This is a genomic window from Nocardia brasiliensis ATCC 700358, assembly GCF_000250675.2.
GTDB classification, from domain to species: domain Bacteria; phylum Actinomycetota; class Actinomycetes; order Mycobacteriales; family Mycobacteriaceae; genus Nocardia; species Nocardia brasiliensis_B.
Map to the genome: position 1 here is coordinate 4,217,554 of NC_018681.1, position 26,359 is coordinate 4,243,912.

Below are 26,359 nucleotides of genomic sequence, written 5' to 3' on the forward strand. Positions count from 1 at the left end.
GAACTTGACCGAATTCGAAGGCCGGGTAGCGATCATCACCGGCGGCAGTCGCGGTATCGGCAAGGCCCTGGCCCTGGCGCTGGCGCGCCGGGGCACCGCGGTCGTCATCGCGGCGAAGACGATGGAAAGCGGTGGCCGGCTACCCGGTAGCGTGCCCGACACCGTGCGCGAGATCGAGGCGCTCGGTGCGCGTGCGCTCGGCCTGCGCTGCGATGTGCGCGACGACAAGGATCTGCAGAACGTCGTCGAGCGGACGGTGGCCGAATTCGGTCGAGTCGACTTTCTCGTGAACAACGCGGGCGCGATGTGGATTCAAGCGGTCGAGGCCACCCCGCAGAAGCGGTACGACCTCGTGATGAGCATCAACTCCCGCGCACCGTTCCTGCTGGCGAACTATTGCATTCCGCATATGCGCAAAGGCAACTGGGGACACATCATCAACCTCAGTCCGCCGCTGGACCCCGACGTGCTCGAGCATGTCGGTGGGAAGGTCGCCTACATGGCGTCCAAGCTGAACGCGACGCTGCTCGCGTTCGGCTTGGCCCAGGAGCTGGCGGGCACGGGGATCGCGTGCAACGCGATCTGGACCCGCACCCTCATCGGCACGCTGGCGACGCAGAACCTCGGCCTCGGCAGCCCCGAGGACTGGCGCACCGAGGACATCGTCGTCGACGCCATCTTGGCTGTGCTGGAACAGGATCCGGCGAAGTTCACCGGCAACGCGCTGGTGGACGACGAGATCCTGGCGCGGTTCAAGGGCATCGACGATCTGTCGCGCTACCGGATGGTGCCCGAACACGAGCCGACGCCGATGACGTGGGAGCGCTGGGATCGGCTCGCCGACGAAGCGCGGCAGCAGTATTTCGCCGCCGTGCTGGCCGCCGATCCGGCCGCCGCCGCGAAACTGTCGGGAGGCGCGTAGCCGTGTCGTTGACCCAACGCATCCGGTCGTACGGGGTTCTCGCGCGGGGCATGCTCGAAGGTGCGGGCTCGAATCGTACGCTGGCGCTCGAGTTCGAGCGGCGCAGCGGGCGCCCCGAGCACGCGACGCAACCCTTTCTGCTGTACGCCGACGAGCGGTTCGACTACGCGGAGGCCAATCGCCGGGTCAACCGGATCGCCCACGCGTATCGCGAAGAAGGCCTGAGCAAGGGTGACGTGCTCGCCCTGCTGATGGAGAATCGGCCGGAGTTCATCTGGCACTATCTGGCGGCGGGCAAGCTCGGTGTCGTCGTGGCCTTCATCAACACGCAGACCCGTGGCGACGGTTTGGTGCACGCGCTCTCGGCGTGCGGCGCTAAGCAGCTGACCGTCGGTTCGGAATGTCTGCCCGCGTTTCTCGCCGTGCGCGACCGGGTACCGGCCGAGCTGGTCGACCGCTGCCGGGTGGACAAGGACAAAAAGGCTTCGGCGGCAGGCGATGTCGCGGGACTGGTGCGGTTCGTGCCGAGCGAGATCAGCACCGATCCGCCCGAGACGGCGCTGCATTCGCTCGCCGACACCGGCGCCTACATCTTCACCAGCGGCACGACCGGCCTGCCCAAGGCCGCGGTGATGAGCTACCAGCGGTTGACCTCGGTCGGCCGGGTCACCGGTGCGTTGGCGTGGCGGCTGGAGCCGGGAGACGTGATCTACAACTGTCTTCCGCTGTTCCACACCAACGCGCTGGTGATCGCGCTGTCGAGTGTGATCGCGCACGGCTGCACACTTGCATTGGGGCGCAAGTTTTCCGCGAGTGCGTTCTGGCACGACATGCACCGTTTCGAGGCGACCGGGTTCAACTACATCGGTGAGATGTGCCGCTACCTGATCAACACCGCCCCGACGGAATACGATGTCGGACACCGGGTCCGGGTGATCGTCGGCCAGGGACTGCAAGCCGATGTGTGGGCGACGCTGCAGGCGCGGTTCGAGATCCCCCGGATCGTCGAGCTGTACGCCTCGACCGAGGGCAACATCGCGACGCTCAATCTCTCCGGTGCGGTCGGCTCGGTCGGCAAGCTGCGCCTCGGCGGCAGGCTGGCGAAATGGGACTTCGATCGCGACGATTTCGCCCGCGACGGCACTCGTCTGGTCGATTGCCGTCCCGGTGAGGTCGGGGTGCTGCTCGGGCCGATTCGCAAGCGCACCCCGTTCGGCGGCTACCGGGACGAACACGCCACGCGCGCAAAGGTTGTCACCGATGCCTTCCGGGACGGCGACGCGCTGTTCAACACCGGCGACATGTTCCGGATCGACGCCGAGAAGAATCTGTTCTTCGTCGACCGGCTCGGCGACACCTTCCGCTACAAGGGCGAGAACGTGTCGACCACCGAGGTGCAGGAGCAGCTCGTGCGCTGGCCCGGCATCGCCGCGGCCAACGTCTACGGCGTGCGCGTGCCCGGACGCGAAGGCCGGGCCGGCATGGCGGCCATCGTGCTGGCTCGTGGCTCACGCTTCGACGGCGTCGAACTCGCGTCGTATCTCGACGCGGTACTACCCCCTTACGCACGACCGGTTTTCATTCGCGTGTGTCCGTCGCTGGAAACCACGGCGACGCTGAAGCTGGCCAAACTCGCGCTGCAACGGGAAGGTTTCACGCCACGGGACGGGGAGCCCATCTATATCCGCGATGCGGGGGACGCCGCCTACCAGGAGCTGACGCCGCAGCGCTACGCGGCGATCATGCGCGATGAGCGGGCGTCGGTGACCTTGGAAAGAACTGAGGGCCAATGACACTCGAAGAAACCTACGAGCGGGCCGAGGCGCCGCTGGCCATCGAACGCTCCGGTACCGGCCCGCCGATCGTGCTGGTGCACGGTGGGATGCCCGCGCCGATGACCTGGGCCGCCCAGCAGGAGCTCGCGCAGCGCTGGTCGCTGATCGTGCCGAGCCGGCGCGGATTTCCGCCGAGCCCGGCCGCGCGGTGGCAGGACTTCCGCGCCGACGCGGATGATTTGGCGGAACTCATCACGGAAGTGCCTGGGGGAGTGCACCTCATCGGCTTTTCGTACGGTGGTATCGGCGCCCTGCTGGTGGCCGAGCGGCTGCCGCACCTGGTGCGGTCGCTGACCGTGATCGAGGCGCCGCTCTGGAACGCCGCGGCCGAGGACGAGTACGTCCGCGAGCTGGCCGACCTGTCCGATCAATACGCGCAGCACCCGGACGACGCGGAGGCCGAGCGAAAGTTCTTCGCGGTGGCCGGTGTGGATCCCGCGATGCTCGCCGATGTGGGCGAAGAGGTCCGGCACGCGCTGGAATTCGGACGCAAGCTGCGTTCACCGCGCGAAGCCGAACCCCGATTCGAAACGATCGCCGAGGCGGGCGTACCGGTGCTGGTGTGCTCCGGCGAGCACAACCCCGCCCTCGAACGGGTCTGCGATGCGGTAGCCGCCCACCTCGACGCGCAACGGGTCCACCTGCCCGGTGCGGGTCATGCCGTCCAACATGCCCCCGGATTCAACACGATGCTGGAAACATTTCTGACAGCCGCGGAACAGAGCCGCGGCAATGGACGAGGAGGCACCAAATGAGTGATGACGCAACGATTCACGGCCATGAGAAGGTGCTCGAGTACACGGTCGAGCTCTTTCGCAGCTTCACCCCGCCCGGCGTGACCCTGCAGCTGCCGCCGCCCTCGGCGAAGGAAATGGACATGCAGTTCGAGGAGTACGTGCCGGGCACCTCGTTGACCGCGACGGTGGCGGCGCCGCCCAGCTATGCGAACGCCGTCGGCATCGTGCAGGGCGGGTTCCTGTCCGCCATGTTCGACAACCTCATCGGCCCGCTCAGCTACCTGACCGCGCGCGGCCCGACGACGACCCTGGAACTGACGACGCACTTCATGCGCCAGACGTTCCCCGGGCAGCGGCTGCGGCTGACCGCCGTGGTGCGCAAGGCAGGGCGCACGGCGATCTATCTTGCCGCGGAAGCGCATAGCGAGGACGGAAAGCTGGTGGCGACAGCGGTGTCCACGGTTCAAGTTCTGTCGATGCCGACTCCGTAGTCGACGGTCCACCTTCGCCACGGCGAAGGTGGACACCTTTCTCAGCGAGGTTAGCGATGCCCTCATTGCTCGAAGTCACAACACATTTCTTTCTGCAGGTCGCGATCATTCTCGTGACCTGCCGCCTGCTCTGGCCGCTGTTCCAGCGGCTCGGCCAGGTCCAGGTGGTGGCGATCATGGCCGCCGGCTTCGTTTTGGGGCCATCGGTTTTCGGCCTGATCTGGCCGACGGGGCAGGAGTGGCTGTTTCCCACGACGCTGGCGGTGGGCGGGTCGTCGATCACGCACCCGAACCTCACGGCCATCTATGTCGTCGGCCAGCTCGGGCTGGTGCTGTACATGTTCTTGGTCGGCGCCTCGTTCAAGCTCGACATTCTCCGATCACATCTGGGCAAGGCCGGAGCCACCTCGCTGGCCGGCATCTCGGTGCCGCTGGTGCTGGGCGGATTGGTCGGCGTATGGATGGTGAGCCAGGGCGAATACTTCACCGAGAAGGTCGGCACCTGGCAGGGCGGGTTGTTCGTGGCCTCGGCGGTGGCCATCACCGCGTTTCCGATGCTGGCCTGGATCATCTACGCGTCGGGTCTGCTGAACACCCGGCTGGGCACCATGTCGCTGTCGTGCGCCGCGGTGGACGACGCCTGCGCCTGGGTGCTGCTGGCTACCGTGGTCGCGACGACGAAGGACAGCATGTCGGGCGCGGTGCTCGCGATCGGCGGCGGCCTGGGTTATCTGGCGTTCATGGTCGTCGTGGCGCGTCCCGCCTTGAAGCGGCTCGAGAGCTGGACCCCGAGTAGCGGTGACACCGAACGCAGCGGTGGTATTCCCATCGTTCCGCTCACGGTTGTCCTGCTGGTCGTGCTGCTGGCGAGCTGGTTCACCGACTACGTCGGGATCTACTCGGTGTTCGGCGCGTTCGTCGCGGGCACGGTGATGCCGCGCGGCAAGTTGCTCGACGTCATCCGGGACCGGTTCGAACCCCTGGTGGCCTATCTGCTGCTGCCCGCGTTCTTCATCTACTCGGGCCTCAACACCAAGCTCAGCCTGATCTTCGATCCGAAGGTGCTGCTGGTCGCGGTCATCGTGATGATCGTGTCGTTCGCCAGCAAGTTCGGCGCGATCGGCCTGGTGGCCCGGTGGCAGGGGATGAGCTGGCGGGAGGCGGGCGCGATGGGGGCGCTCGCCAACGCACGCGGTTTGATGGAGCTGATCCTGCTCAATATCGGCCTCACCGCCGGTCTGATCTCGGGCCAGCTCTACACGATCCTGGCGCTGATGACGATCGTGACGACCTTCGTCGCCACACCGGTGATGCGGATGTTCGAACGCAGCGGATGGAAGCACGGCGTCGTGTTCGGCCCGTCTGGTGAGGAGAGCCGCGAGTCACTCCAGACCCGAATACCGGAACCGACCCGAATACCCGAGCAGGCGTTGCGGCACCAGCGGGTCGACGCGGCCGACGGCCCGCCATGACCGTCGGGTTCGGCTCGGATCAGGAGAGCCAGGTGCGCACCGGTCGCCGCCGCCCGGTCGAATGGTGCAGTTCCAGTGTCGTGCCACGGCGCAGTCTGCTCGTCGCGTCCGATTTCCCGTTCGCCCGAACGGATTTCGAGAACGCGGTGGCCGTACACGACGGCTTCGCCCTGGCGGGCACGTGCTCCTGGCGGGAGGTGGTGGATCGGTCCGCGCGGTTGCGTCCCGACGTGATCGTGCTGGACGCCTCGGTGGCGCGGCTCGGTGGGCTGGCCGCGACCGTGGCGCGGCTGCGGGATACGGATCATCCGCCGATGATCACGCTGCTGGTGGAACACGGCGCCGCCAAGGCGGATATCGAACAGGTCGACGCGGTGGTGGCCAAGGACCGCGGCGTGCTGGCGGTGCTGGAGGTGCTGGAGGTGCTGATCTCGGGTGCGGTGCTGGCGATGGCGCCGCAGCCGAGTCGGATGCACAGCGGATTGGCGATGGATTACAAGGCGCGCCAACGCCTTTCCACGCTGACCAAGCGGGAGCGGGAGATCCTGCGGCTGGTCGTGGACGGGCTGTCCAACCGAGAGGTCGGCTCTCGGTTGTTCATCAGCCCGGACACGGTGAAGGAGTACGTCAGTCGTATTCTCGCGAAGCTCGAGGTGACCAGCCGGATCGAGGCCGCGGTGGCCGCGGTCCGCGCGGAGTACGACAGTGGCGACTGGTAGCCGGTGGGTGCGTGCCCTACTGCGCCGCCGCGGCGACCGAGCGAATGGCGTCGGTCACCGTCGCCAACGCCATGAGGCGCACCAGATCGACGTCGGCATCGACGGAACCCGTTGCGGCGGCTATGAATCCGTCGCCGTCGAAGCGGCCGTGCGGTGGCGTGAGGGCGCGCGAGAGACCGTCGTGCGCGCCCTGCGCGACGATGTGGCAGCCGACCTTGTCCAGCTTGGCGTTGGTGATCACGGTGCCGATGGTGGTGTGCATCCGCGCCGCGGACGCCGCGGAGATGACCAGATCCAATTGCGTGACCGAATCCAACGCGATCTCCGCGGCGCCGTCGTCGATATCGCCGAACGCGTTGACCACACAGAGCGCGCCGACCACGAGATCGTTCCAGCGCCGTTCGATGTAGGCGAGGCCGCCCGCCCGGCGGGCGCCCGGCCCGCGCCAGTGCCCGGTGTAGGCGCCGGTGCCCGCCCCCACGCGGCCGGCGAGCACCTGCTCACCGGTGGTCGCGTGCGCCGCGGCGTAACCGCGCTCGGCGGTCGGGCGCGCCTTGGGATCGCCTGCGCTCAAATCGAACAGGGCGAGGGCGGGTACGATCGGTACCTTCCCGCCGGGCGTCGGCACGCCGCGATCGTGCTCCTCGAGATAGCGCATGACGCCGTCCGCGGCGGCGAGGCCGAACGCGGAGCCGCCGGTCAGCACCACCGCGTCGATGAACGGCACGGTCTTGTCCGGTGCCAGCACCTCCAATTCTCGGCTGGCCGGCGCCCCGCCGCGCACCTCACAGGATGCGACGGTGCCCTCCGGCAGGATCAGCACCGTACATCCGGTTTCCCCGTGCGGATCGGACCAGTGCCCGACCCGTACGCCGGGAATGCTTATCGTCATACCCACCTCAGCTCAAGAATTCGTATTCGCTATCACGACGAAGAAGTCATCCGGAGTCGTGGGGAAGCCCATACGCCGCACATCGGCCGGCACCGGCTGGTACTCGAACAATTGCCGCTCGTTGTATGCGAACAACTCCGCCCCCGTCTGTCCGGCAGAGTATATCGAGACACTCTTCGTCCACGCTATCTGGCGCGGATCGGTCACCGGGAAAAGTGTGACATTCTTGTACCGGTCCGCGTCGGCGCCCGCGCGATAGGGCGGCCGGATGGCCGAATACCGATCGGCGGTCCACCCCGTCGCCGAGTAATCCGGCGCCTTCGGTTCGATACCGGCGAAAACGGACAACCACGGCGCCCACGACGTCAATTTCTCGCCGGGTGCCTCGGCGGTTTCCGCGCGCTGCTGGAGGCTGCGGCCGAATTCCTCTTCGCCCGCCGAGGCCGCGGTGGTCAGTACGTGCGGTCGGCCATCAGCCATCTCGGTTGCCGTCACGGTCTCGCGACCGTCGAACGCGACCACGAAAGCGTGATGTGGATCGGCGATCACCATGTGAAAGGGGAGCAATGTGCCGGAATCGCCCAAAGCGGGCACCAGTCGCGAACGCAGCAGCTCGACCGCGTGCTCCGCGGATGCGGCGGTCGCGCAATCCAGGCTCAGCCCGCCCGGCGCGATCAATTCGGCCGCGGCGGAATTCCCGGTCGAGTCCGATCGGGTATGGTCGTCCCATTCCGGCGTGAAGACGCGGCAATAGACACCGGTGCGCCGATGGAAGGCCAGCCACGAGCCGCCGTCGATATCCAGGCCGCCCACCACGTCGGCCGATTCGGGATTGTCCGCCGCCTGCACGGTCCACACTTTTTTGCGGAGATCCGGATTGTCCTGCCAATGCGTGCCGTACGAGGACGGTTGGTTCAGCCCGAGTTTGCGGGCCGCTTCGAAACCATGCGGCCGATAAATCGAATGGTCCCGGGATTCGATGGCGACGAAGCGCTCGCCGGCGCTGTCCAGGAAAAACATACAGGTGCACATGGTGTTTCCGTTTCACATTTCCCGAAGGTCGGTCAGGGTCAACGAGATGTTGTCGATCAGCCTGGTTCGGCCGACGTGTGCGGCGACCAGCAGCCGGGCCGGGCCCGACGAAGGGGCAGGATCGAGATCGGGATCCCGCAATTCCAGATATTCGACCTCGACGCCCGCGGCGGCGTCGAGTACCCCGCGCGCCGCGTCGAGTACCGCGGCAGGGCCCCGGTCGCACACGCGCGCACCCGCCTGCAACGCCGCGGGGATCGCCGTGGCCGAAATCCGCTCGGTCGCATCGAGGTAGCGGTTGCGTGAGGACAGGGCCAGGCCGTCCGGCTCGCGGACGGTCGCGACGCCGGCGATCCGGATGTCGAAGTTCAGGTCGTGCACCATCTGCTGAATCAAAATCAGCTGCTGATAGTCCTTTTCGCCGAAGTACGCGGCATGGGGCCGGGTGATCTGCAGCAGCTTGGCCACCACGGTGAGCATGCCGCCGAAGAGCACCGGCCTTGTCGCGCCACAGAGTTCGGCGCCGAGCGGGCCGGGCGTGACGGTGGTCCGAGGCCCGTTCGGATACATCCCCGCCAGGGTCGGCGTGAACACCAGCCGCACGCCCGCGGCGCGCAGCCGATCGAGATCGGCCGCCAATGTCCGCGGATAGCGGTCGAGATCCTCCGAGGCCCCGAACTGTAATGGGTTGACAAAGATGGAGACAATGCACTCGGCATCGTTTTTCCGGGCCGCTTCGACCAACGCGAGATGGCCGTCGTGTAAGGCGCCCATGGTGGGCACGAAAGTGACCTCGCGACCCTGCGCCCGCAGTTCCGCGGAAATGTGTGAGATCGCCGCCGGATCTTCCTGGACGGTCAATGCTCCTTGTGCATAATTGGTGACATCCGGTGGCTTCAATGATTCTCCTCTCCGGTTCGCTCCGAACGCGCTTTCGGCAGCGGCAACGGGCGTGTTGATAGATCACTTCGACGGTACCGGAACCGGGTCGCCGACGCAGCTGTTGACGTAATCGAGATCCGTTGTAGATCAAGCGTGTTGGTTTCGCGGTACATCCGCCGAAACGTTGCCGCCGGTGTGCGCACCGTGATATTGTTCCTTCCGGAACATAAATTATCGACGGCCCTGGGGAGGGTGCCGGCGACCTGGCATTCTCCGCTTGGGAATCAGACGGGTACTCAATGGTCATGCATGCGTCAGAAAACACCGGTCACCCGGTTGACGGGAATCCGGCCGATCCGAGTCCGACCGAAATAGAGTTTTTGCAGTGGCGTGCGCTGAGCGCGGGTGACGGTGCGAAATTCTATGACCACGCCACGGCGGCCGATGCGGTGTTCGCGGTGCCTTCTCCGCATGCTTCGCTGTCCCGGCGGATCATGTTGAACGCGGTCGGTACCGCACCGCCGATCGAGGCTTATCAGATACTCGAGTTCCATGAGCGTTCCCTGGGGCCGGATGCGCATATCGTGTTTTACGAGATGTATCAAAAGCGGGTGGGGCTCGACGGTATCTATGCCGCAATTTCTACGGTGTATATACGCCGCGACAATCGCTGGCTCATGCAATACCACCAGCAGACTCCGTTGCGCCGGGGATCGGTCGAGGAAGTTTCGCGATGAGTACCGATTACGATGTTCTGATATTGGGTTCCGGCCTTTCCGGGAGCACGTTGTCGCTGTGTCTGCAGGCGTCCGGTTTGCGTACCTGCATGGTCGACCCGAAGACGCATCCTCGATTCGCCATCGGCGAATCGACGATCCCGAACACCTCGAAGCTCTACAAGCTGATGAGCATCAAATACGGTGTGCCGGAGCTGGCCGCGCTGTCGTCGTTCGACAACCTCATCGGGTCGGTCGGCACCTGCGGCATGAAGAACAACTTCGGCTTCATCTACCACGAACCGGGTACCACGGCCCGGCGCGCCCATCAGTTCCCGCTGTCGGAGATCGTGGAAACCGAGTCGCATCTGTTCCGGGCCGATGTCGATCACTGGCTGGCGCTGCGCGCCCGTGACTACGGTGCCGTCCTGCTGGAGGGGGTGGGTGCCCGCCGGCTCGACATCACCGAGGCGGGCGTGTTCTTCGAAGGTGATGAGGGAACGCGGATTTCGGCCGACTACGTGGTCGACGCGGGTGGGCGCGGCTCACCCGTCGCGGCCGCGCTGGGGCTGCGTACCACCGAAGGTCTGCGCACCACCTCGAAATCCGTGTTCACCCATATGACCGGCGTGACCCCGTTCGACGAGATCACCGCCGTGCACGGCCCGCGCGAATGGCACACGGGGACACTGCATCACGTCTTCGACGGCGGCTGGATGTGGGTGATCCCGTTCGACAACAACGAGAAATCGTCCAATCCGCTGTGCAGCGTGGGCGTCGTCTGGCGCATCGACGACGGCGACGAGGCGCCGCTGCCGAACCCGGAGCAGGCCTTCGCCGACTTCCTGGCGACGTACCCGGAGATCGGCAAGCAATTCGAGCACGCGCAGAACGCGCGATCGTGGATCAGCGCGGGCCGGCTGCAATACTCGGCCACCCGAACCGTCGGCGATCGATGGTGTCTCACCTCCAACGCGGCCGGCTTCATCGACCCGCTGTTCTCCCGTGGCATGCAGAACACGGCGGTCGTGGTGGATCGGCTGGCCGAGCGGCTGATCGCCCGATTCCGGGGCGGCTTCACGCCGGAGACCTTCGACGACATCGAACAGATGCAGTCCAGCCTGATCGAGGAGAACGACTTCCTGGTCGGCAACGCGTTCCGCTCGTTCACCGACTACGAACTGTGGAACGCGTGGTTCCGGGTCTGGCAGGTCAATCAGGTGACGGGCACCATGCGCACCGAGAACCGATTGCGGCACGTCACCGCGCTCGCCGCCGCGCGAGCCGCTGGGAAGGAACCGTCGCAGCAGGCCGACGCGGCGCCCGGCACCGGGCTCGACGGCTTCATCGATGCCTTCTATCGGAAGTCGGACCAGATCATGACGGCCTACTGGAGCCGGGAGACCAGCCGCGACACCGCGGTGTCGGAGTTCCGAAAGCTGTTCGCGGCGGTCGATTTCGTGCCACCGTCCTTCGGGTTGACCGACATGTCCCAGCCCTACTTCGATATCGACATGGACAAAGTGGCCAGCGCGGTCGCCTGGGCCCGCCGGGCCCGGCCGGGGATCCGTGAGCTCTACCTCGGCGGACTGCCCGCATCGCCAGAGTTGGGTGCAGATGAATCCGATTGATCTCTCCTCGTACGACGACCGGGTCTCGGCCGCGGTGTCCGGCTCCCTGAACGGGCTGCTCAGGTTCGACCGCGCCATGGTCACGTCGTTGGACGCGCTGGACCCCGACGATGCCGCGCAGCCGGTCATCGTGATGCTGCGTGCCTACCTGTATCTGCTGGGCGGGGTCCGGCCGCCGGTGGAAGTCGTTGCGGCCCTGCGGGATATCGACCAGGGCGCGATCACCGCACTGGAATCGGCGCATCTCGACGCGATCCGGCAGTTGCTGCGCGGTGATTTCGGCGCGGCCGGCGCCACCCTGCTGGCGATATCGCGGCAGTTCCCCGCGGACGAACTGGCGCTGGCCGCGGGGCATCAGGTCGACTTCCTGACCGGCGCCACCGAGACGTTGCTCGCTCGCCTGTCCGCGAGTCCGCTGCTGAACGAAGGTGCGACCGAGTCGTATCCGTACCTGTTGGCCATGCTGGCTTTCGCGCTGGGGGAGAACAATCGATTCGCCGAGGCGCACGCCGCAGGCCGCCGGGCGCTGGAACTCGCCCCGGACGACAATCCGTGGGCGGTGCACGCGTGCGCGCACGCCCTCTTCGAAACCAGGGATCACGGTGGGGTCGCGGATCTGCTGTCCGCCACCAGATCTCGTTGGAACGCCGAAAGTTGCCTGCTGCGTACGCATCTGAGCTGGCATCACGCGTTGAACTCGATGGCGGGTTCCGATCACGACGCGCTGGTCGGGCTCACCGGTGAGGTGACCGGCGTGCTCGGCGCCGAATGCTCGGCCATGCAATTCTGCGACGCCGTATCGCTGCTGTGGCGACTGCGGCTGGCCGGGCGGGCCGGGCCGGACGATTTCACGGCGGTCGCGGACAAGGCGCCGGAAATTCGCGTGGCCTCGAATTCGGCGTTCGTCGATCTGCACGTGCTGCTGGCGATCATCGGGGCCGACCGGCACGAACTCGCCGAGCAGCTGGCCAACGAAATCGGCGCGGAGGCAACCGATATCGCCGCGCATCTGATCGGCACCCGGCGCACCGCGGTCGGTGTGGCGGAGAGTTTCCGTTATTACTGCCAGTCGAATCCCGAACAGGCCGTGCGGCGTTTGATTTCCGTCCTGCCCGCCGTGGTGGGCGTCGGCGGCAGCATGGTGCAACGCGACCTCGCCTTGGAACTGCTGGTCACCTGCGACTACGGCCGCAGCGCCGATCTCACGATGCCCGCGGGCATCGATAAACGTCCACTCGTGACCAATCTCCGTTTGTGACAGGAATGAGCGAACGAAATGACTCACGCAACTCTTCCCCTCTGCACCCAGCCGATCACCGGCCCCGCCGCGTGGCGCAGCAGCGATTACACCGATCCCGACCAGTGGACGACGCCGCTGACCACCGATGACGTCGGCGAGTTGTTCGCCGCGCTGCAGCACTGCCGCCGGACCGGCAAGGATCTCGGTGACATCACCCGCGAGGACTTTCCGCTGGACGGCCTGGCGCGCAAGCTCGCCGCGGTATCGGACACCCTCGTCTCCGGGCGCGGGTTCGCCGTGCTGAGCGGGTTTCCGATCACGGCCGATATTCCGCGCTCCGATATCGAACTCATGTATTGGGGGCTGAGCGCGCACCTGGGGCCCGCGGTGACGCAGAACGCCCGCGGCGACATTCTGGTGCCGGTCAAGAACTACGGCAACGGCGGCCTGTTGAACGCGGCGACCCGCGGCTACCAGACCAACGAGGCCCTGCCGTTCCACACCGACAGTTCCGATATCGTCGGCCTGCTCTGCCTGCACTCCGCCGGCGAGGGTGGCTACAGCAGCCTCACCAGTTCGGTGACCATCCACAACGAATTGCTCCGCGAGCATCGGGAACTGCTCGGCCTCTACTACGCCGGTTTCTATTACGACCGGCGCGACGAAGAGGTCGACGGTGAGCGGCCGTACTACCGGAATTCCGTGTACGCCTGGCACGAGGGACGGCTCAGCTGCCGGTACTACCTGCGGCAATTCGTCGAATCCGCGCACGAGCGATTCGATCTGGACCTGTCCCCGGTGGAGCGGTACGCGCTCGACACCTTCGAGGCGATCGCCGCCCGGCCGGAGAACAAGATCACCATGCGGATTCGGCCCGGCGATATCCAGTTCCTCAACAACAATGTGATCGTGCACGCCCGCACCGCGTTCATCGACACCGATCAGATCGCCCGTGAGCTACTTCGGCTCTGGCTCAACCCGTTCGGTGCGCCGACGCCGCCGCCCGGACACGCGGCGTTCCGTGAAGGTATGCCACTGAAACAAATTCGCTGATCGGAGATATCGTGTCATGGGTATCTGGCTCGATCGGCGTCGAAACGAAGTCAGGAGTGCTGAATTGCAGTCTCGGAGAATGACGGTGCGCACCTTGGGGGGCATCCGTTGAGGCGCGCACGTCCCGTCGCCGTCGTCGCGCTCGTCTTCGCGGTCTGGCTGACCGGCGTGGCCTGCGGCACCGGTGGTGACGTGGTGCCGGGCGGGGACCCGAGCAAGGCCACCCAGGCCGCGACACCCCCGGACGATCAGCTGAACCTCGATGCGACGGCGAACGTCCGCTTCGCGCTGGAGCCGGTCAGCCTGAACACCTTCACCACCGCGGGCGTCGCGCTCGATCAGGCGTTGCTCGACAACGTGTATCAGGGCCTGGTCACGGTGGACGCCGGTGCGCAGGACAAGATCGTGCCCGGCCTGGCGACCTCGTGGGAACAGTCGCCGGACGGGTTGAGCTACACCTTCCGCCTGGTGCAGAACGCGAAGTTCCACGACGGCTCGCCGCTGACCTCCGCCGATGTCGTGTGGTCGTTGCAGCAGCAGATCGCACCGGGCTCCAAGTCGCTGCGCGCGGCCGAGCTCGCGTCCATCGCGTCGGTGTCTGCCCCGGACCCGGCCACCGTGACGATCCAGCTGAAGCAGCGCGACACCAACCTGCTGTGGAACCTGACCCAGCGCGGCGGCATCGTCTACAAGACCGGCACCGATTTCGCCGCCCTCGACGGTGCGGAGAACGGCTCCGGACCGTTCCGGCTGGCGCAGTGGAACCGCGGCTCGACCCTCACCCTGACGCGGTGGGACGACTACTGGGGTCCGAAGCCGAAGGTCGCAAAGGTGGTGTTCCACTACATCATCGACGCCAACACTGCGAACAATGCCGAACTGACCGGCCAGCTCGACGTCCAGACCGCGACCGATCCGACTCTGCTGCAACCGTTCACCGACAGCGACAAGTTCAGCGTGCTGCGGGGGACGAGCACCGACGAATACACCCTCGCCTTCAACGAAGCCAATCCCATTCTGGCGAATCCGGATGTGCGCCATGCCATCCGGCAAGCACTGGACAAGAAGGCGATCATCAAGGCGGTGGGTGCGGGGATCCAGATCGGTAGCCCGGTGCCGCCGCAGGATCCCTGGTACGAGGACCTCACCGCGCTGGACGAATACAACCCGGAGAACGCGAAGAAGCTGCTCGCCAAGGCCGGATACGGCAACGGGCTGACGCTGTCGGTGGAATATCCGAACCACTACGTCACCGCGCTGAGCGACATTCTGGTCTCCAATCTCAAGGACGTCGGCATCACGCTCAACGTCCGGGTGGTGGAGTTCCAGACCTGGCTGTCGAAGGTGTACAAGAACCACGACTACGAGTTGAGCGTGGTCAATCACGCGGAGGCGCGGGACGTGAACAACTACGCGCGCGCCGACTACTACTTCGGCTACGACAACAAGCAGGTCCAGCAGTGGTATCGGGAAGCGCGCACCGCGGACAGTGAGGACGCGCGTAATGCCTTGCTGCGCAAGATGACCCGGCAGATCGCCGAGGACGCGCCGTGTGACTGGTTGTTCCTCGTCGAGCTGAATACGGTGGTGCGCAAGGGGGTTTACGGTGTGCCGCAGCACGAGACCAACAACCGGTTTCCGCTGACGAAGCTGGCGGTCGCCAAGTGACGGAGGTCTTTTGCTCTGGTATGTGATCCAGCGAGCCGGGCTGCTCCTGGTATCCCTGGCGGTGGCGAGTGTGCTCGTCTTCGCGCTGCTGCGCTTGCTGCCCGGCGACGTCGCGGCGACCGTCGCCGGGCTCCAGGCGACACCGGAGCAGATCGCCGCCATCCGCACCGATCTCGGTCTGGATCGTTCGCTGCCGGAGCAGTACCTGTCCTGGATCGGCGGGGTGTTCCACGGTGATTTCGGCCATTCCCAGCTCAACGGAACCTCGGTGGGCCCCGAGTTGCAGCAGAAGCTCGCCGTCACCGGCCCGCTGATCGCCGGATCCCTGCTGATCGCACTGTGTTTGGCGGTAACGCTGGGCACCTGGGCGGCGCTGCGGCATCGCAGCCGGACCGGCGAGGCGGCGAACGCCCTGTCGCAGCTCGGTATTGCGGTGCCGGGACTGTGGCTGGCGATGCTGCTGATCCTGGTGTTCGCGGTGGAGCTGAAAGTGCTGCCCGCACAGGGGTTTCCGGCCGATCGCTGGGCCGAGCCGGGCGATGCGATGCGCAGCCTGATCCTGCCGTGCGTGACGCTCGGGCTGTCCGAGGGCGCGGTGCTGTTCCGGTTCGTGCGTTCGGCGATCCTGGGTGTGCTGTATTCGGAGTATCTGCGCACCGCGCGGGCCAAGGGACTGACCCGCACCCAGGCGTTGGTACGGCACGGGTTTCGCAATGCCGCGCCGCCGGTGGTCTCGATCCTCGGCTTGCAGTTCGCGGTGCTGATCGTGGGTGCGGTGGTGATCGAGCGGGTGTTCACCCTGCCGGGCGTGGGCAGCATGCTGCTGTCCGACGTGGCGAACCGCGACCTGGTGAAGGTGCAGGGCGAGGTGCTGCTGATCGTCAGCGCGGTGCTGGTGATCGGCTTCGCGGTCGACATCCTGCACCGGCTCATCGATCCACGGGTGGAGGCGACGCTGTGATCCGAGCCGTCGAGCGGCCGAAGTGGCGGCGCAGGCGCCGCGCGATACAGGTCGTGCTCGCCGCCCTCATCCGGAAGCCCAGTGGCGCTTTCGGACTGGCCATGGTCGGCACGCTGGTCGTGGCGAGTGTGGTGTCGCTGTGGTGGACGCCCTACGATCCGCAGGCCACCGACCCGGGCCGGGCCTGGCTGCTGCCGCTGCGCGAGGGCCACCTGCTCGGCACCGACCGGGTCGGGCACGACGTGTTCAGCCAGGTGCTGGCCGGTGCGTGGCAGACGCTCGCGGTGGCGCTGGTGGTCGCCGCGATCGCCGGCACGCTCGGCCTCCTGCTCGCGATGGCCGCGCAGCTGACGCCGCACCCGGTCGGCTCGGTGGTGGTGCAGCTGATCGACATCATGATCGCGTTCCCGGCGCTGTTGCTCGCGATGGTGCTGGCCGCGGTGTACGGCGGGTCGATGCTGACCGTGGCGGTGGCCATCGGCATCAGCTCGGGCGTCGCGGTCGCGCGGGTGGCGCGTGCCGAGGTGGCGCGCGTGCTGACCAGTGACTTCGTCCTCGCGGCCCGGGCCGCCGGGGCGTCGACGGGACGGATCGTGGTCAAACATCTGCTGCCCGCCATCGCGCCCACGCTCATCGTGCAGCTGTCCTGGGTGATGGCACTCGCCGTGCTCGCCGAGGCGGCGCTGACCTACCTGGGCTACGGCAGTTCGCCCTCGGCGCCGTCCTGGGGCGGCATCCTGCGCGCGCAACAGGACTACATCAAGGTGCGGCCGCTGCTGGTGGTGTGGCCCGGCCTGGCGGTGGCGCTGACGGTGCTCGGCTTCAATCTGCTGGGTGACGCGCTGCGCAGCGTCACCGACCCGCGGCTGCGCAAAGGGGTGCCGACTCGATGACACTGCTGAAGGTGACCGGGCTGACGGTCGAGATCGGCGACCAGGTGCTGCTCGACGCCGTCGACTTCGGAATGGCGGCCGGCGGCCGGCTCGGCCTGATCGGTGTGTCCGGATCCGGGAAATCGCTGCTCGCCCTGGCGATCATGGGCCTGCTGCCGGAGGAGGCGCGGGTGCGTGGCAGCATCACCCTCGACGGTGTGGAGCTGCTCGGGCGCGGCGACCGCCAGCTGTCCAAGATTCGCGGCAGCCGGATGGCGATGGTGTTCCAGGAACCGCTGTCGGCGTTGAATCCGCTGATGCGCGTCGGCAAGCAGATCGCGGAACCGCTACGGCTGCACCAGAAGATGGGCCGGCGCGCCGCCGACGCCGCGACCATCGAGCTGGCGGCCCGCGTCGGCCTGCCGGACCCGGCGCATATCGTGCGCGCCTTCCCACACCAGCTCTCCGGCGGGCAGCGGCAGCGGGTCGGTATCGCGATGGCGCTCGCCGCGAAACCGGCCCTGTTGATCGCCGACGAGCCGACGACGGCGCTCGATGTCACCGTGCAGGCCGAAATCTTGGCGTTGCTAGCGGATTTGGTGGCCGCGGAAGGTTCGGCGCTGCTGTTCATCACGCACGATCTTGCGGTGCTCGCGCAGGTGACGCAGCGGGTGCTGGTGCTGGGGGAGGGGCGCGTGCTGGCGGACGGTGATCTGGCGCAGACCCTGCGCGAGTCGAAGCATCCGTATCTGCGTACGTTGCTGGAACTCGCGCGCGCGTCTTCGTTCCGGCGCGGTACAGCGAGCGTGAACAGCGGTTCGGCGGAGGTGGTTTCGTGATCCTGCTGGAGGCCGACGACCTCAGCCGCTCGTTCCGCTTGCCGCGCACCAGGCTGTTCGGCCACGCCCCGCGGCGCGACGCGGTGCGTGCGGTGAGCCTGACACTGGCGGAGGGCAGCCATCTCGGCATCGTGGGCGAATCCGGTTCCGGGAAGTCGACGTTGCTGCGCCTGCTGCTGGCCCTCGATCGTCCCGATGGCGGTGAGGTTCGCTATCAGGGTAAGCCGGTCCGCGGCCGTGACCTGACCTGGTTTCGCCGGGAAGTCCAAGTGGTACTGCAAGATCCGCTGAGTTCGCTGGACCCGCGGATGATCGTCGGCGATTCGATCGCCGAACCCCTGGAGTGCCTGCGGATCCCGGGCAACCACGACTATCGCGTAGCGGAACTGCTCGTCGCGGTCGGCCTGGAACCCGATGCGGCAGCACGCTATCCGCACGAGTTCTCCGGCGGGCAGCGCCAGCGCATCGCGATCGCCCGCGCCCTCGCGCCGAACCCGAAGGTGCTCGTCGGCGACGAACCCTTCTCTGCCCTCGACGCCCCCACCCGCGCCCAGATCATCGAACTGCTGGGCGATCTCGTGGAAAAGTTCGGTCTGTCGCTGATCCTCGTCTCCCACGACGTCGGGGTGGTCCAGCAACTGTGCGATCAACTCCTGGTGCTGAAAGACGGGGAGATCGTCGAACGCGGCCCCGCGGACACGGTTCTCGCCCACCCCGAACACCCGTACACCCGGGCGCTGCTGGACGCCGTGCCGATGCTGCCGTTCTGAGTGCTCAGCTGCGTGCGGGACCGTGCGGGTGGGCGAGATCGTAGGCGCGGGCGAGTTTCTTGGGGACCACCATGCGCCAGGCATCGACCACCAGTTCACGAGCTTCGGCCGCGTCCAGGGCAGCGAGGTCGGCGTGCACCCAGTTGAAGCGCATATCCGCTGCCGCGGGCAGGTGGAATTTGTGTGGTTCGCTCGCGACCAGCGCCGCTCGTTCCTCCTTGGGGAAGGCAAAGCCCATGATGGTCTCATCGAGTGAGAACGCCACGTAGACAATCTGTTTGACGCGGAACTTCAACCTGCCACGGACGTAGACCTGGTAGGAGCGCTCCAGTTCGGTCCCCAGGGAGCTGACGTCCTCGATCACTGCCACAGCCGAACTCCTGTCTTCTGATCCATCCAGAAGTATCGACGGGGAACCAGTCCCGAACTCATCGGTGGGGTCGGCAGGCGGCACTCCGGACCAGCAGCCTCGCTTCATTTGCTGAAGATTATCTCTGGATCCTACTTGCACTCTCCTGTGGCGAGTGCTAAATGTTATCTATGTCAGATGACAGAGGTTATCTGAGATCCCACCGATCGAGAATGGAGTGAGTTGGAGGTGGCGACCATGCTGATGCGTACCGATCCCTTCCGTGACCTGGATCGCCTGACCCATCAGGTCTTCGGTACACCTGCGCGACCGGCGGCCATGCCGATGGACGCCTGGCGGGACGGCGATGAGTTCTTCGTCGAATTCGACCTGCCCGGTATCGACCCGGACTCCCTCGACCTCGACGTCGAACGCAATGTCGTGACCGTGAAAGCCACCCGCCCGCAACTGGATCAGAGCCGTTCGATGATCGCCGCGGAACGCAGCCGCGGCGTGTTCGCCCGCCAGCTGTTTCTGGGCGAGAACCTCGACACCGATGCGATCCGCGCGGACTACCGCGACGGGGTGCTGCGCTTGATCGTGCCCGTCGCGGAAAAAGCCAAGCCCCGCAAGATCGAGGTCATCCGCAGCGAAACCGCCGATCGTCAGGCCATCAACGCCTGAACGGAACCCGGCACGCGCGTGCCGGCGTGGACCGCCCAACCGTGTTCTCCTGGTTGGCAACTGATGAAAGCGAGGTGATGCCTGTCAAAACACGCAACCACTGGTTTCTCGGTTGGGGGCGCGGCCGTGTCGCCCCGGGCCTGCACCCTTGCACCGCGTCGTCAGGACCGACGTAACCGCGACGGGTGCCTGGCCACCTTGTATGGCAGCAGGCGCTGCGACACTCGGGCCCCCACCGAGCAGTTGAGCAAGACCATCACGTTTTCGAAATCTCTTCCTCCGACCGGTGGGCCCGCACGGGCACTGCGCGCGGGCCCACCGGTCCTTCACGCTTCTTGCCGGGCGGCCCGGCGAGATGGTGCGAAACCCTCGGCACGAGAAAGGAGATCGCGATGACCCCCTTCATTCCCGCCGGCGGCGACGTCGACCGCGCCGGACAGCACGCCTTTGCCGATGAGCGCGACCGCGACCTCGGCCTCGACACCACCGCGGTGCACCCCGTGGCCGAACGTATCCGCGCCGCGTTCGACGCCGCCGACATCGCCGACCGTATCGACCAGAACTGGATCACCCCCGCCCCCTTCGACGATGACTACTACTGCCTCGCTTATTGACGCGCACGCCGACGCGGCCGCTGACCCTCGTGCCGTCCGATGGACGGCTCACAGCGCGGCGGCATTCGTGTAAATGCGGTGCGGCGTGACGAAAACGAGGGTGCCGCGTTTGGCCTGCATCACCTGGTCGTAGGCGTCCCAGTCCTGCGGGACGCGGGCGGCGGCGAAGATGTCGCGGATCACCAGCCGTTGTCGTTCGGCATCGATGCCGGTATGGGGGTCGTCGGGTCCGGCCAGCTGTGCCGTTCCTTCGACGGTGGCCCAATGCCAGCTGGCGCGGATGGTGAGCGCGATGGTCGGATCGGCCCGCAGATTCGCGAGTTTCACAGTGGCGCTGGGGGATACGAACACGACCGTGTCGGCGCCGGTGACCGGGTGCGGCAGCACCGCGGCGGTGACGACGGTGGCCTGCGGTGTGCCGTCCGCGCGCAAGGTGACGGCGACGCACAGCCCGGAATCGACGGGCACCAGTTCGGCGAAGGACTTCAAATCGGTCACAGACGCTCCTTCTCGGTGGAATCGCAACGAGCGGCCATTCTGCGGTGTCACCCTGGTCTTGCGGCAAGCCCCGGGGTCGGATATAAGTTCAAGTGGGGAGCGGGAGCTTATGTATTCAACCATCGACATGGGCGCGGCGGCCCTGCTGGTGATCGACGTACAGAACGGGTTCGTGAATGCGGGCTCGGCGTCCGCAGTGCCCGTGATCGTCGACTTGGTGGCCGACTGGTCGGCCGACAACCGGCCGACCGTCTTCACCCGATACCGGAACTACCCGAACTCACCCTGGGAGCGACTGCTCGGCTGGCGTGCGCTGCACGGACCACCGGAAACCGACCTCATCGACGAGCTGATTCCCTTCACCGCCCGCCCGAAGTCGCACCTGCTCGACAAGACGGTGTACACCGCCCTGACCGCCGAGGGCTCGCGGCTGATCGGCGCACTGGGCGTCACCGATCTGATCCTCTGCGGCATAGCCACCGACGCCTGCGTGCTCAAGACCGCCCTGGACGCGTTCGAACACGGATACGTCCCGTGGGTCGTCCGAGACGCGGTGGCGTCCAACGCAACTCGCCACTCGGCCCAACAGATGCACGATTCCGCCCTGCGCCACCTCGCCCGCTTGATCGGCGAAAATCAGCTCATCACCGCCGCCCAGTTGACCCACCTGATCCACGCCACCCCGAACCCGGACAGGCGGTGAAGCGGGACAGTAGGTATGACGTAGCCCACACTCGCTCGGCACACGCCGTGATACCAACCCTCGTAGTATCGACAATCAGCTCAGCACCTGGAAGGGCGTTCGCAGCGACGGACGACCTGTTCGAAGCTTTGATGTGGGAGGAGGGGATGGGGCAGGCGGTCGCACTATAAGTGAAATCGGTAGGTCCCATCCTTGGCCGACGAACACCATCCGCCGAGGATTGTTTGTGTGACTCGGGGAGTGTCGTTGTCGAAGGTTCGTATTCTCGGCGCTGTCGGCGTCGTCGTTGTTCTTATTCTGGCCGGCTCGCTGTACTTCGGCTTGCGCGACAAGTCCGATGACGCGCCGGCGAAGCAGAAAGCGATCTCGGTCGCGGTCGATATGACCAATCTGCCGCAGCGTGTGATTCAGGTGAAACAGACGATCCCGGTGCAGTCGGGCGAGGTGGAATTGCTGTTTCCGCAGTGGCTGCCCGGCAACCACTCGCCGTCCGGTCCGATTGACAAGATCGGTGGCATCACTTTCACGAACGCCGGGAACAAGCTGGAGTGGAAGCGTGACCCGAAGAACGTGTATGCGTTCAAGGTCGCGGTGCCCGACGGCGTGGACTCGATCGACGCCCGCTTCCAGTACCTGACTCCCACCGACTCCTCGCAGGGGCGCGTGGTGATGACCCCGAATATGCTGAATCTGCAGTGGAATGCGGTGGTCCTCTATCCGGCCGGCCCGCCCGCTAGTGAGATCCCCTTCACCGCGAGTGTCACCTACCCGCCGGGATTCGAAGCCGGAACCGCGCTGGATGTCGCAGGCAAGGACGGCGACACCGTGAACTACAAGACTGTTCCGTTGGACATCCTCGTCGATTCGCCTGTGTACGCGGGCCGCTATCACAAGGAGTTCGATCTGGCTCCCGGCGCGAAACCCCCGGTGCGGCTGCAAGTATTCGCCGACGCGCCGGAGCAGCTCGAAGCCAAGCCCGAGCACCTCGAGCTGCACAAGGCGCTGGTGCAACAGGCCGTGAAACTGTACGGCTCGCAACACTACGACCACTACGACTTCTTGCTGTCGTTGTCGGATCAGCTCAGCTCCAACGGCTTGGAACACCAGCGGTCCAGCGAGAACGGCCAACCCACCGACTATTTCACCGGGTGGAATCCCGCGGTCGGCAGCGCCGATCTGCTCGGGCACGAGTACACCCATTCCTGGAACGGCAAGTTCCGGCGCCCGGCGGACCTGTGGACACCCAACTACAACGTCCCGATGCAAGACAGTTTGCTGTGGGTCTACGAGGGACAGACGCAGTATTGGGGCAATGTGCTCACCGGCCGGTCCGGTTTGCGGCCCGTGGAAGTCTCGCGTGACGCGTTGGCTTCGGTAGTCGCCGCCTACACCGACAACCGGCCCGGACTCTCCTGGCGTACCGTGCAGGACACCACCAACGATCCCATCATCGCGCAGCGGCGCACGAAGCCGTATCGGTCGTGGCAGCTCAGTGAGGATTACTACCAGGGCGGGCAACTGGTATGGCTGGGCGTGGACGCGCGGATCCGCGAACTGTCGGGAAACACGAAATCGCTCGATGATTTCGCGCGCGCGTTCTTCGGTGTCGACGAAGGCAAGTGGGAGTCCCAGAACACCTACGATTTCGATGACGTCGTCTCGACGCTGAACGGCGTAGTCGCCGACGATTGGGCGAAATACCTGCGCGATCGTCTCGACGGAAAGGAACCGTTCGCCTCCAGCGTCGAGAAGACGGGCTGGAAGTTGGTCTACGACAACAATCCGGGTGCCCTTCTCACGGCTCAGATGAAAACGGCCGAAGGTGCCGTCAACTACACCTACTCGATCGGTCTCAACGTGTCCGGCGCGGGCAAGGTCACCGACGTGCGCTGGGACGGACCCGCGTTCAAGGCGAAAGTCGGTACCGGGATGACGGTGGTGTCGGTCAACGACGCCCCCTATTCCCAGGCCACGATGGAAGCCGCGATCGAGGCGGCCAAGACGAACCCGGCCCCGATTCGGCTGCAGGTGAAGGACTTCGACCAAACCCGGACCGTCGAACTGAACTATCACGACGGCCTCCGCTTCCCCCACCTGCAACGCATCGAAGGCACCCCGGACTACCTCACCCAGATCCTGGCCGCCCGCAACTAGGCCCGGCAGTGACCTGCCGCGCACCTGTTGGCGTCCCGCGCGCGTGTCTTTCGGCTGACACGCGCGCGGGACGCTGAAATGTGCGCGGGAGCGGCCGCTAGCGGTCGGCGAGGGCCGTCACTACCAGGCGGGCGCCGCGGGCGGGGACGTTGGTGATGTTGCGGACGCGGCCGGGTTCCGGGGAGCCGGGGAGGGTCAGCTGGTAGCGGGTGAGGACGGCGCGCAGTACTACCGCACCTTCCATCAGTGCGAAACCTGCGCCGAGGCAGCGGCGTACGCCGCCGCCGAAGGGCAGCCAGGTTTGCGGGGTGACGTCGCCGTCCAGGAAGCGTTCGGGGCGGAAGTGTTGCGGCTCAGGGTGATTGGCCGGGTTCTGGTGGGCCAGGACGATCGAGGTCGACACTCTGGTGCCGCGCGGCAGGGCGACGCCGCCGATGGTGAGGTCGCGGGTGAGCTGGCGTTGTACCCGGCCGATCACCATGCGGTGGCGCAGCGCCTCTTTCATCACCGCTTCGAGGTATTTGTCGTCGCCGTCGCGGCTCGCCTGCCGCGCCCGGTCCTGCACCGCGGGCGCGGCGGCCAATTCGTGGAAGGCCCAGGACAATGCGGACGCGGTGGTCTCGTGGCCGGCGAGCAGCAGCGTGACGAGCTGGTCGCGCAGTTCCGCGTCGCTGAGCGGTTCGGTCGCGGGATCGTCACCGGAACCCACCGCGAGCAGCCGGGACAGCACGTCGGCGTACTGGTCGGCGTCGGGTTGGGTTCTGCGGCGGGCGATCTCGGCGTAGAGCAGGTCATCGATCGCGGTGAGCGTCTCGGCGAAGCGGCGCCACGGCCCGAAACGCCGCAGCCACGGCCATTTCCAGCCGAGCAGCACGACGGGGCTGATCGCGGTGACGCGGCGCAGCTGCGGCGTCAGCTCGGCTCGGCGGCGCTCGTCGGCAACGCCGAAGACCACCTGGGTGATCACGTCCAGCGTCAAATCTTCCATGCGTGCGAGCAGGTGCTCGGTGCATCCGGCGGTCCACCGTTCCACCTGGGTTTTGGTGATGTCCTCGACCAGGGCGCGGTAACCGTTGAGGGCCGCACCGGTGAAGGCGGGCATCAGCAACCGGCGGGCGCGGGCGTGTTCGCGGCCGTCGGTCAGCAGCACCGAATGCTCGCCCATGATCATCGCGAGCTCCCGATACGCCTCGCCCGCATGCAGATCCGCCGGTGCGGCGGCGAAGATCTCTTTGATGTGGTCGGGCCGGGAGAACACCACGATGCGGTCCGGATAGGGCGGCAGCAGCCGCACCGTGAAGACATCGCCGAAGCGCCGCGCCTGCGCGCCGAGGAACTGGGCGTGCCGCTTGGTGTGCAACACCGTCTGGAGTAGCCGCGGTAGTCGTGGTGCCGGTGGATATTCGCCGGTCATCAGGTGGTCCTTTCCGCCGAGTCGGGCTGGGGCCGCCCCGCCGCGCCCGCGCGCCGCGCATAGCCTTCGATGACGACGAAGGCGAGGGCGCTGAGCGCCGCGGCGGCGATCGGCAGGGCGAAGGGGCTGAACAACGAGAGGGTGACGCCGCCGGCGATGCTGCCGAGGGTGACGCCCAGGTAGGTCGACGACGAATTGAGCGCCAGCACCTGGGTCGCCGAATCGGGCGCGGAATCGAGCAGCATGGTCTGCATGGCCGGTGCGTTCCAGTAGAGCGACAGCGACCACACCAGCGTCAGCAGCACGAGCACCGGCAGCGGGATGGGGGCGAACGCGGTGAGCACGGAGAAGACGACCATGGTGCCGAGGAACAGTCCGAAACCGATCCGCAGCGCCGCCGAGGCCCCCTTCTTGTCCACGTAGATGCCGCCCGCGACCGAACCGAGCAGTCCCGCGACGCCGGCCACCGCGAACAACAGACCGCGTTGGCGCAGTGACGAATTGGAGAAGTCGGCGGCGAACGGGCCGAAATAGGTGAACATCATCAGCGCGCCGCCGAGCAGGATGGTGTTGCCCAGCAGCACGGTGACCACCGGACGACTGGACAGCGCCTGCAGATGTGTTCGCGCCGAGGCCAATTCGCCGGGCTTGTCGAGGTGTGCGCGGACCCCGAACAGCAGCGCTGTCGACAGCACGCTCAGCCCGGCGAACACGACGAAATTGCCGCGCCAGCCGAACACGCTGGCGCACAACGTGCCGAAGGGCACGCCGACCGCCAGCGCGCCGACGATGCCGGTGGACACGATGCCGATATAGGAGCTGCGCTTCTCCGGTGGTGCCAGCATGGGTGCGAGGGCGAACATGGCGGGCAGGCAGGCGGCGGCCGCACCCGCGGCGAGCACCCGCAGCAGCATCAGCTGCCAGAACGAATCGACCAGGGCGGCCAGCAGATTCGCGATGACGAACACGGCGGAGGCGGCGACGAAGACGCCGAAGCGGCTGCGCCGGGCCGTGGCGAACGCGATCAGCGGCGCACCGATCACCAGCACCAGCGAATAGATCGAAACGAGCTGTCCCGCCGCGGATTCCGAGATGCCGAGATCGGCGGCCAGCTCGGGTAGCACACCGGCGATCATGTAGTCGTCGGTGTAGAAGACGAATACGGCGAAGGTGATCGCTATCAACCAGAACGGCATCGGGCCTCCAAGGGC

At 66.4% G+C, this 26,359-nt stretch carries 26 protein-coding genes; 19 read left to right on the forward strand and 7 right to left on the reverse strand.

Annotation, left to right across the window (positions count from 1 at the left end):
• Positions 1–4 precede the first annotated feature (4 nt).
• From O3I_RS18985 to O3I_RS19010, 6 genes are read left to right on the forward strand one after another with little or no spacing between them, the layout of a single operon-like run.
• A complete protein-coding gene (locus O3I_RS18985; RefSeq protein ID WP_014984578.1) occupies positions 5–922 on the forward strand; it encodes an SDR family oxidoreductase in 918 nt (305 codons plus the stop codon).
• A 2-nt stretch (positions 923–924) separates the two neighbouring features.
• Positions 925–2,715, forward strand: a complete 1,791-nt coding sequence (locus O3I_RS18990; RefSeq protein ID WP_051066676.1) for a long-chain-acyl-CoA synthetase — start codon at positions 925–927, stop codon at positions 2,713–2,715.
• Positions 2,712–3,512: an alpha/beta fold hydrolase gene (locus O3I_RS18995; protein ID WP_014984580.1), complete on the forward strand. Its 801-nt coding sequence runs from the start codon at positions 2,712–2,714 to the stop codon at positions 3,510–3,512. The genes O3I_RS18990 and O3I_RS18995 overlap by 4 nt, the downstream gene beginning before the upstream one ends.
• A complete protein-coding gene (locus tag O3I_RS19000) occupies positions 3,509–3,985 on the forward strand; it encodes a PaaI family thioesterase (RefSeq protein ID WP_014984581.1) in 477 nt (158 codons plus the stop codon). Before O3I_RS18995 ends, O3I_RS19000 begins: the two co-directional genes overlap by 4 nt.
• Positions 3,986–4,041: 56 nt before the next feature.
• Entirely contained in the window at positions 4,042–5,457 is a 1,416-nt protein-coding gene (locus O3I_RS19005) for a cation:proton antiporter (protein WP_014984582.1), read from the forward strand.
• Positions 5,454–6,176 carry a response regulator transcription factor gene (locus O3I_RS19010; RefSeq protein WP_014984583.1) on the forward strand — a complete coding sequence of 241 codons (723 nt, stop codon included), beginning with the start codon at positions 5,454–5,456 and terminating at the stop codon, positions 6,174–6,176. The genes O3I_RS19005 and O3I_RS19010 overlap by 4 nt, the downstream gene beginning before the upstream one ends.
• Before the next feature lie 16 nt (positions 6,177–6,192).
• Here O3I_RS19010 and O3I_RS19015 read toward each other — a convergent pair whose 3' ends face one another.
• From O3I_RS19015 to panC, 3 genes are read right to left on the reverse strand one after another with little or no spacing between them, the layout of a single operon-like run.
• Positions 6,193–7,068 (reverse strand): P1 family peptidase, encoded by an 876-nt coding sequence (locus tag O3I_RS19015; RefSeq protein ID WP_041562709.1) that lies wholly within the window; start codon positions 7,066–7,068, stop codon positions 6,193–6,195.
• Positions 7,069–7,080: 12 nt separating this feature from the next.
• Complete coding sequence (locus tag O3I_RS19020) at positions 7,081–8,088, reverse strand: hypothetical protein (RefSeq protein ID WP_014984585.1); 1,008 nt, start codon at positions 8,086–8,088, stop codon at positions 7,081–7,083.
• A 24-nt stretch (positions 8,089–8,112) separates the two neighbouring features.
• The gene (gene panC, locus O3I_RS19025) at positions 8,113–8,961 is read right to left on the reverse strand and encodes a pantoate--beta-alanine ligase (protein ID WP_014984586.1); all 849 of its coding nucleotides are present in this window, start codon (positions 8,959–8,961) and stop codon (positions 8,113–8,115) included.
• 326 nt (positions 8,962–9,287) lie between these two features.
• On the opposite strand from panC, the gene O3I_RS19030 reads away from it, so the two are divergent.
• The 9 genes from O3I_RS19030 (at position 9,288) to O3I_RS19070 (ending at position 18,732) form a co-directional block, all read left to right on the forward strand.
• On the forward strand, positions 9,288–9,719 hold the full coding sequence (locus tag O3I_RS19030) for a hypothetical protein (protein WP_141691784.1): 432 nt from the start codon (positions 9,288–9,290) through the stop codon (positions 9,717–9,719).
• Positions 9,716–11,329, forward strand: coding sequence for an NAD(P)/FAD-dependent oxidoreductase (locus O3I_RS19035; protein WP_014984588.1), 1,614 nt, complete (start codon positions 9,716–9,718; stop codon positions 11,327–11,329). Before O3I_RS19030 ends, O3I_RS19035 begins: the two co-directional genes overlap by 4 nt.
• Positions 11,316–12,587, forward strand: a complete 1,272-nt coding sequence (locus tag O3I_RS19040; RefSeq protein WP_014984589.1) for a hypothetical protein — start codon at positions 11,316–11,318, stop codon at positions 12,585–12,587. Before O3I_RS19035 ends, O3I_RS19040 begins: the two co-directional genes overlap by 14 nt.
• Before the next feature lie 18 nt (positions 12,588–12,605).
• Complete coding sequence (locus tag O3I_RS19045) at positions 12,606–13,622, forward strand: TauD/TfdA family dioxygenase (RefSeq protein WP_014984590.1); 1,017 nt, start codon at positions 12,606–12,608, stop codon at positions 13,620–13,622.
• A gap of 108 nt (positions 13,623–13,730) precedes the next feature.
• On the forward strand, positions 13,731–15,290 hold the full coding sequence (locus O3I_RS19050; protein WP_014984591.1) for an ABC transporter substrate-binding protein: 1,560 nt from the start codon (positions 13,731–13,733) through the stop codon (positions 15,288–15,290).
• A gap of 10 nt (positions 15,291–15,300) precedes the next feature.
• The gene (locus O3I_RS19055) at positions 15,301–16,251 is read left to right on the forward strand and encodes an ABC transporter permease (RefSeq protein WP_014984592.1); all 951 of its coding nucleotides are present in this window, start codon (positions 15,301–15,303) and stop codon (positions 16,249–16,251) included.
• A complete protein-coding gene (locus O3I_RS19060; RefSeq protein ID WP_014984593.1) occupies positions 16,248–17,144 on the forward strand; it encodes an ABC transporter permease in 897 nt (298 codons plus the stop codon). The genes O3I_RS19055 and O3I_RS19060 overlap by 4 nt, the downstream gene beginning before the upstream one ends.
• The gene (locus O3I_RS19065) at positions 17,141–17,962 is read left to right on the forward strand and encodes an ATP-binding cassette domain-containing protein (protein ID WP_014984594.1); all 822 of its coding nucleotides are present in this window, start codon (positions 17,141–17,143) and stop codon (positions 17,960–17,962) included. The genes O3I_RS19060 and O3I_RS19065 overlap by 4 nt, the downstream gene beginning before the upstream one ends.
• The gene (locus O3I_RS19070; protein ID WP_014984595.1) at positions 17,959–18,732 is read left to right on the forward strand and encodes an ATP-binding cassette domain-containing protein; all 774 of its coding nucleotides are present in this window, start codon (positions 17,959–17,961) and stop codon (positions 18,730–18,732) included. Before O3I_RS19065 ends, O3I_RS19070 begins: the two co-directional genes overlap by 4 nt.
• A gap of 4 nt (positions 18,733–18,736) precedes the next feature.
• Here the strand turns inward: O3I_RS19070 and O3I_RS19075 are convergent, their stop codons facing one another.
• The gene (locus O3I_RS19075; protein WP_014984596.1) at positions 18,737–19,102 is read right to left on the reverse strand and encodes an MmcQ/YjbR family DNA-binding protein; all 366 of its coding nucleotides are present in this window, start codon (positions 19,100–19,102) and stop codon (positions 18,737–18,739) included.
• A gap of 237 nt (positions 19,103–19,339) precedes the next feature.
• Between O3I_RS19075 and O3I_RS19080 the strand changes: the two genes are divergently transcribed.
• Both O3I_RS19080 and O3I_RS19085 read left to right on the forward strand, forming a co-directional pair.
• Positions 19,340–19,765, forward strand: coding sequence for an Hsp20/alpha crystallin family protein (locus O3I_RS19080; RefSeq protein ID WP_014984597.1), 426 nt, complete (start codon positions 19,340–19,342; stop codon positions 19,763–19,765).
• A gap of 392 nt (positions 19,766–20,157) precedes the next feature.
• Complete coding sequence (locus O3I_RS19085) at positions 20,158–20,379, forward strand: hypothetical protein (RefSeq protein ID WP_014984598.1); 222 nt, start codon at positions 20,158–20,160, stop codon at positions 20,377–20,379.
• A 48-nt stretch (positions 20,380–20,427) separates the two neighbouring features.
• Here O3I_RS19085 and O3I_RS19090 read toward each other — a convergent pair whose 3' ends face one another.
• Complete coding sequence (locus O3I_RS19090) at positions 20,428–20,877, reverse strand: TIGR03618 family F420-dependent PPOX class oxidoreductase (RefSeq protein WP_014984599.1); 450 nt, start codon at positions 20,875–20,877, stop codon at positions 20,428–20,430.
• A 109-nt stretch (positions 20,878–20,986) separates the two neighbouring features.
• Between O3I_RS19090 and O3I_RS19095 the strand changes: the two genes are divergently transcribed.
• Together O3I_RS19095 and O3I_RS19100 are read left to right on the forward strand one after the other, a co-directional pair.
• Entirely contained in the window at positions 20,987–21,580 is a 594-nt protein-coding gene (locus O3I_RS19095) for a cysteine hydrolase family protein (RefSeq protein WP_014984600.1), read from the forward strand.
• Positions 21,581–21,820: 240 nt separating this feature from the next.
• Entirely contained in the window at positions 21,821–23,734 is a 1,914-nt protein-coding gene (locus tag O3I_RS19100) for a M61 family metallopeptidase (RefSeq protein ID WP_014984601.1), read from the forward strand.
• 97 nt (positions 23,735–23,831) lie between these two features.
• Here the strand turns inward: O3I_RS19100 and O3I_RS19105 are convergent, their stop codons facing one another.
• Positions 23,832–25,148 (reverse strand): cytochrome P450, encoded by a 1,317-nt coding sequence (locus O3I_RS19105; protein ID WP_014984602.1) that lies wholly within the window; start codon positions 25,146–25,148, stop codon positions 23,832–23,834.
• A complete protein-coding gene (locus O3I_RS19110; protein ID WP_014984603.1) occupies positions 25,148–26,344 on the reverse strand; it encodes an MFS transporter in 1,197 nt (398 codons plus the stop codon). The genes O3I_RS19105 and O3I_RS19110 overlap by 1 nt, the downstream gene beginning before the upstream one ends.
• Positions 26,345–26,359 lie beyond the last annotated feature (15 nt).

Excerpts from the sequence above, each read along its gene's own strand:
- O3I_RS19005 (WP_014984582.1), top strand. The coding sequence starts at position 4,042 with ATGCCCTCATTGCTCGAAGTCACAACACATTTCTTTCTGCAGGTCGCG.
- O3I_RS19085 (WP_014984598.1), top strand. The coding sequence starts at position 20,158 with ATGACCCCCTTCATTCCCGCCGGCGGCGACGTCGACCGCGCCGGACAG.
- O3I_RS19045 (WP_014984590.1), top strand. The coding sequence starts at position 12,606 with ATGACTCACGCAACTCTTCCCCTCTGCACCCAGCCGATCACCGGCCCC.
- O3I_RS19030 (WP_141691784.1), top strand. The coding sequence starts at position 9,288 with ATGCATGCGTCAGAAAACACCGGTCACCCGGTTGACGGGAATCCGGCC.
- O3I_RS19020 (WP_014984585.1), bottom strand. The coding sequence starts at position 8,088 with ATGTTTTTCCTGGACAGCGCCGGCGAGCGCTTCGTCGCCATCGAATCC.
- O3I_RS19035 (WP_014984588.1), top strand. The coding sequence starts at position 9,716 with ATGAGTACCGATTACGATGTTCTGATATTGGGTTCCGGCCTTTCCGGG.
- O3I_RS19000 (WP_014984581.1), top strand. The coding sequence starts at position 3,509 with ATGAGTGATGACGCAACGATTCACGGCCATGAGAAGGTGCTCGAGTAC.
- O3I_RS19065 (WP_014984594.1), top strand. The coding sequence starts at position 17,141 with ATGACACTGCTGAAGGTGACCGGGCTGACGGTCGAGATCGGCGACCAG.
- O3I_RS18995 (WP_014984580.1), top strand. The coding sequence starts at position 2,712 with ATGACACTCGAAGAAACCTACGAGCGGGCCGAGGCGCCGCTGGCCATC.
- O3I_RS19080 (WP_014984597.1), top strand. The coding sequence starts at position 19,340 with ATGCTGATGCGTACCGATCCCTTCCGTGACCTGGATCGCCTGACCCAT.
- O3I_RS19040 (WP_014984589.1), top strand. The coding sequence starts at position 11,316 with ATGAATCCGATTGATCTCTCCTCGTACGACGACCGGGTCTCGGCCGCG.
- O3I_RS19015 (WP_041562709.1), bottom strand. The coding sequence starts at position 7,068 with ATGACGATAAGCATTCCCGGCGTACGGGTCGGGCACTGGTCCGATCCG.
- O3I_RS19105 (WP_014984602.1), bottom strand. The coding sequence starts at position 25,148 with ATGACCGGCGAATATCCACCGGCACCACGACTACCGCGGCTACTCCAG.
- O3I_RS19095 (WP_014984600.1), top strand. The coding sequence starts at position 20,987 with ATGTATTCAACCATCGACATGGGCGCGGCGGCCCTGCTGGTGATCGAC.
- O3I_RS19010 (WP_014984583.1), top strand. The coding sequence starts at position 5,454 with ATGACCGTCGGGTTCGGCTCGGATCAGGAGAGCCAGGTGCGCACCGGT.
- O3I_RS19110 (WP_014984603.1), bottom strand. The coding sequence starts at position 26,344 with ATGCCGTTCTGGTTGATAGCGATCACCTTCGCCGTATTCGTCTTCTAC.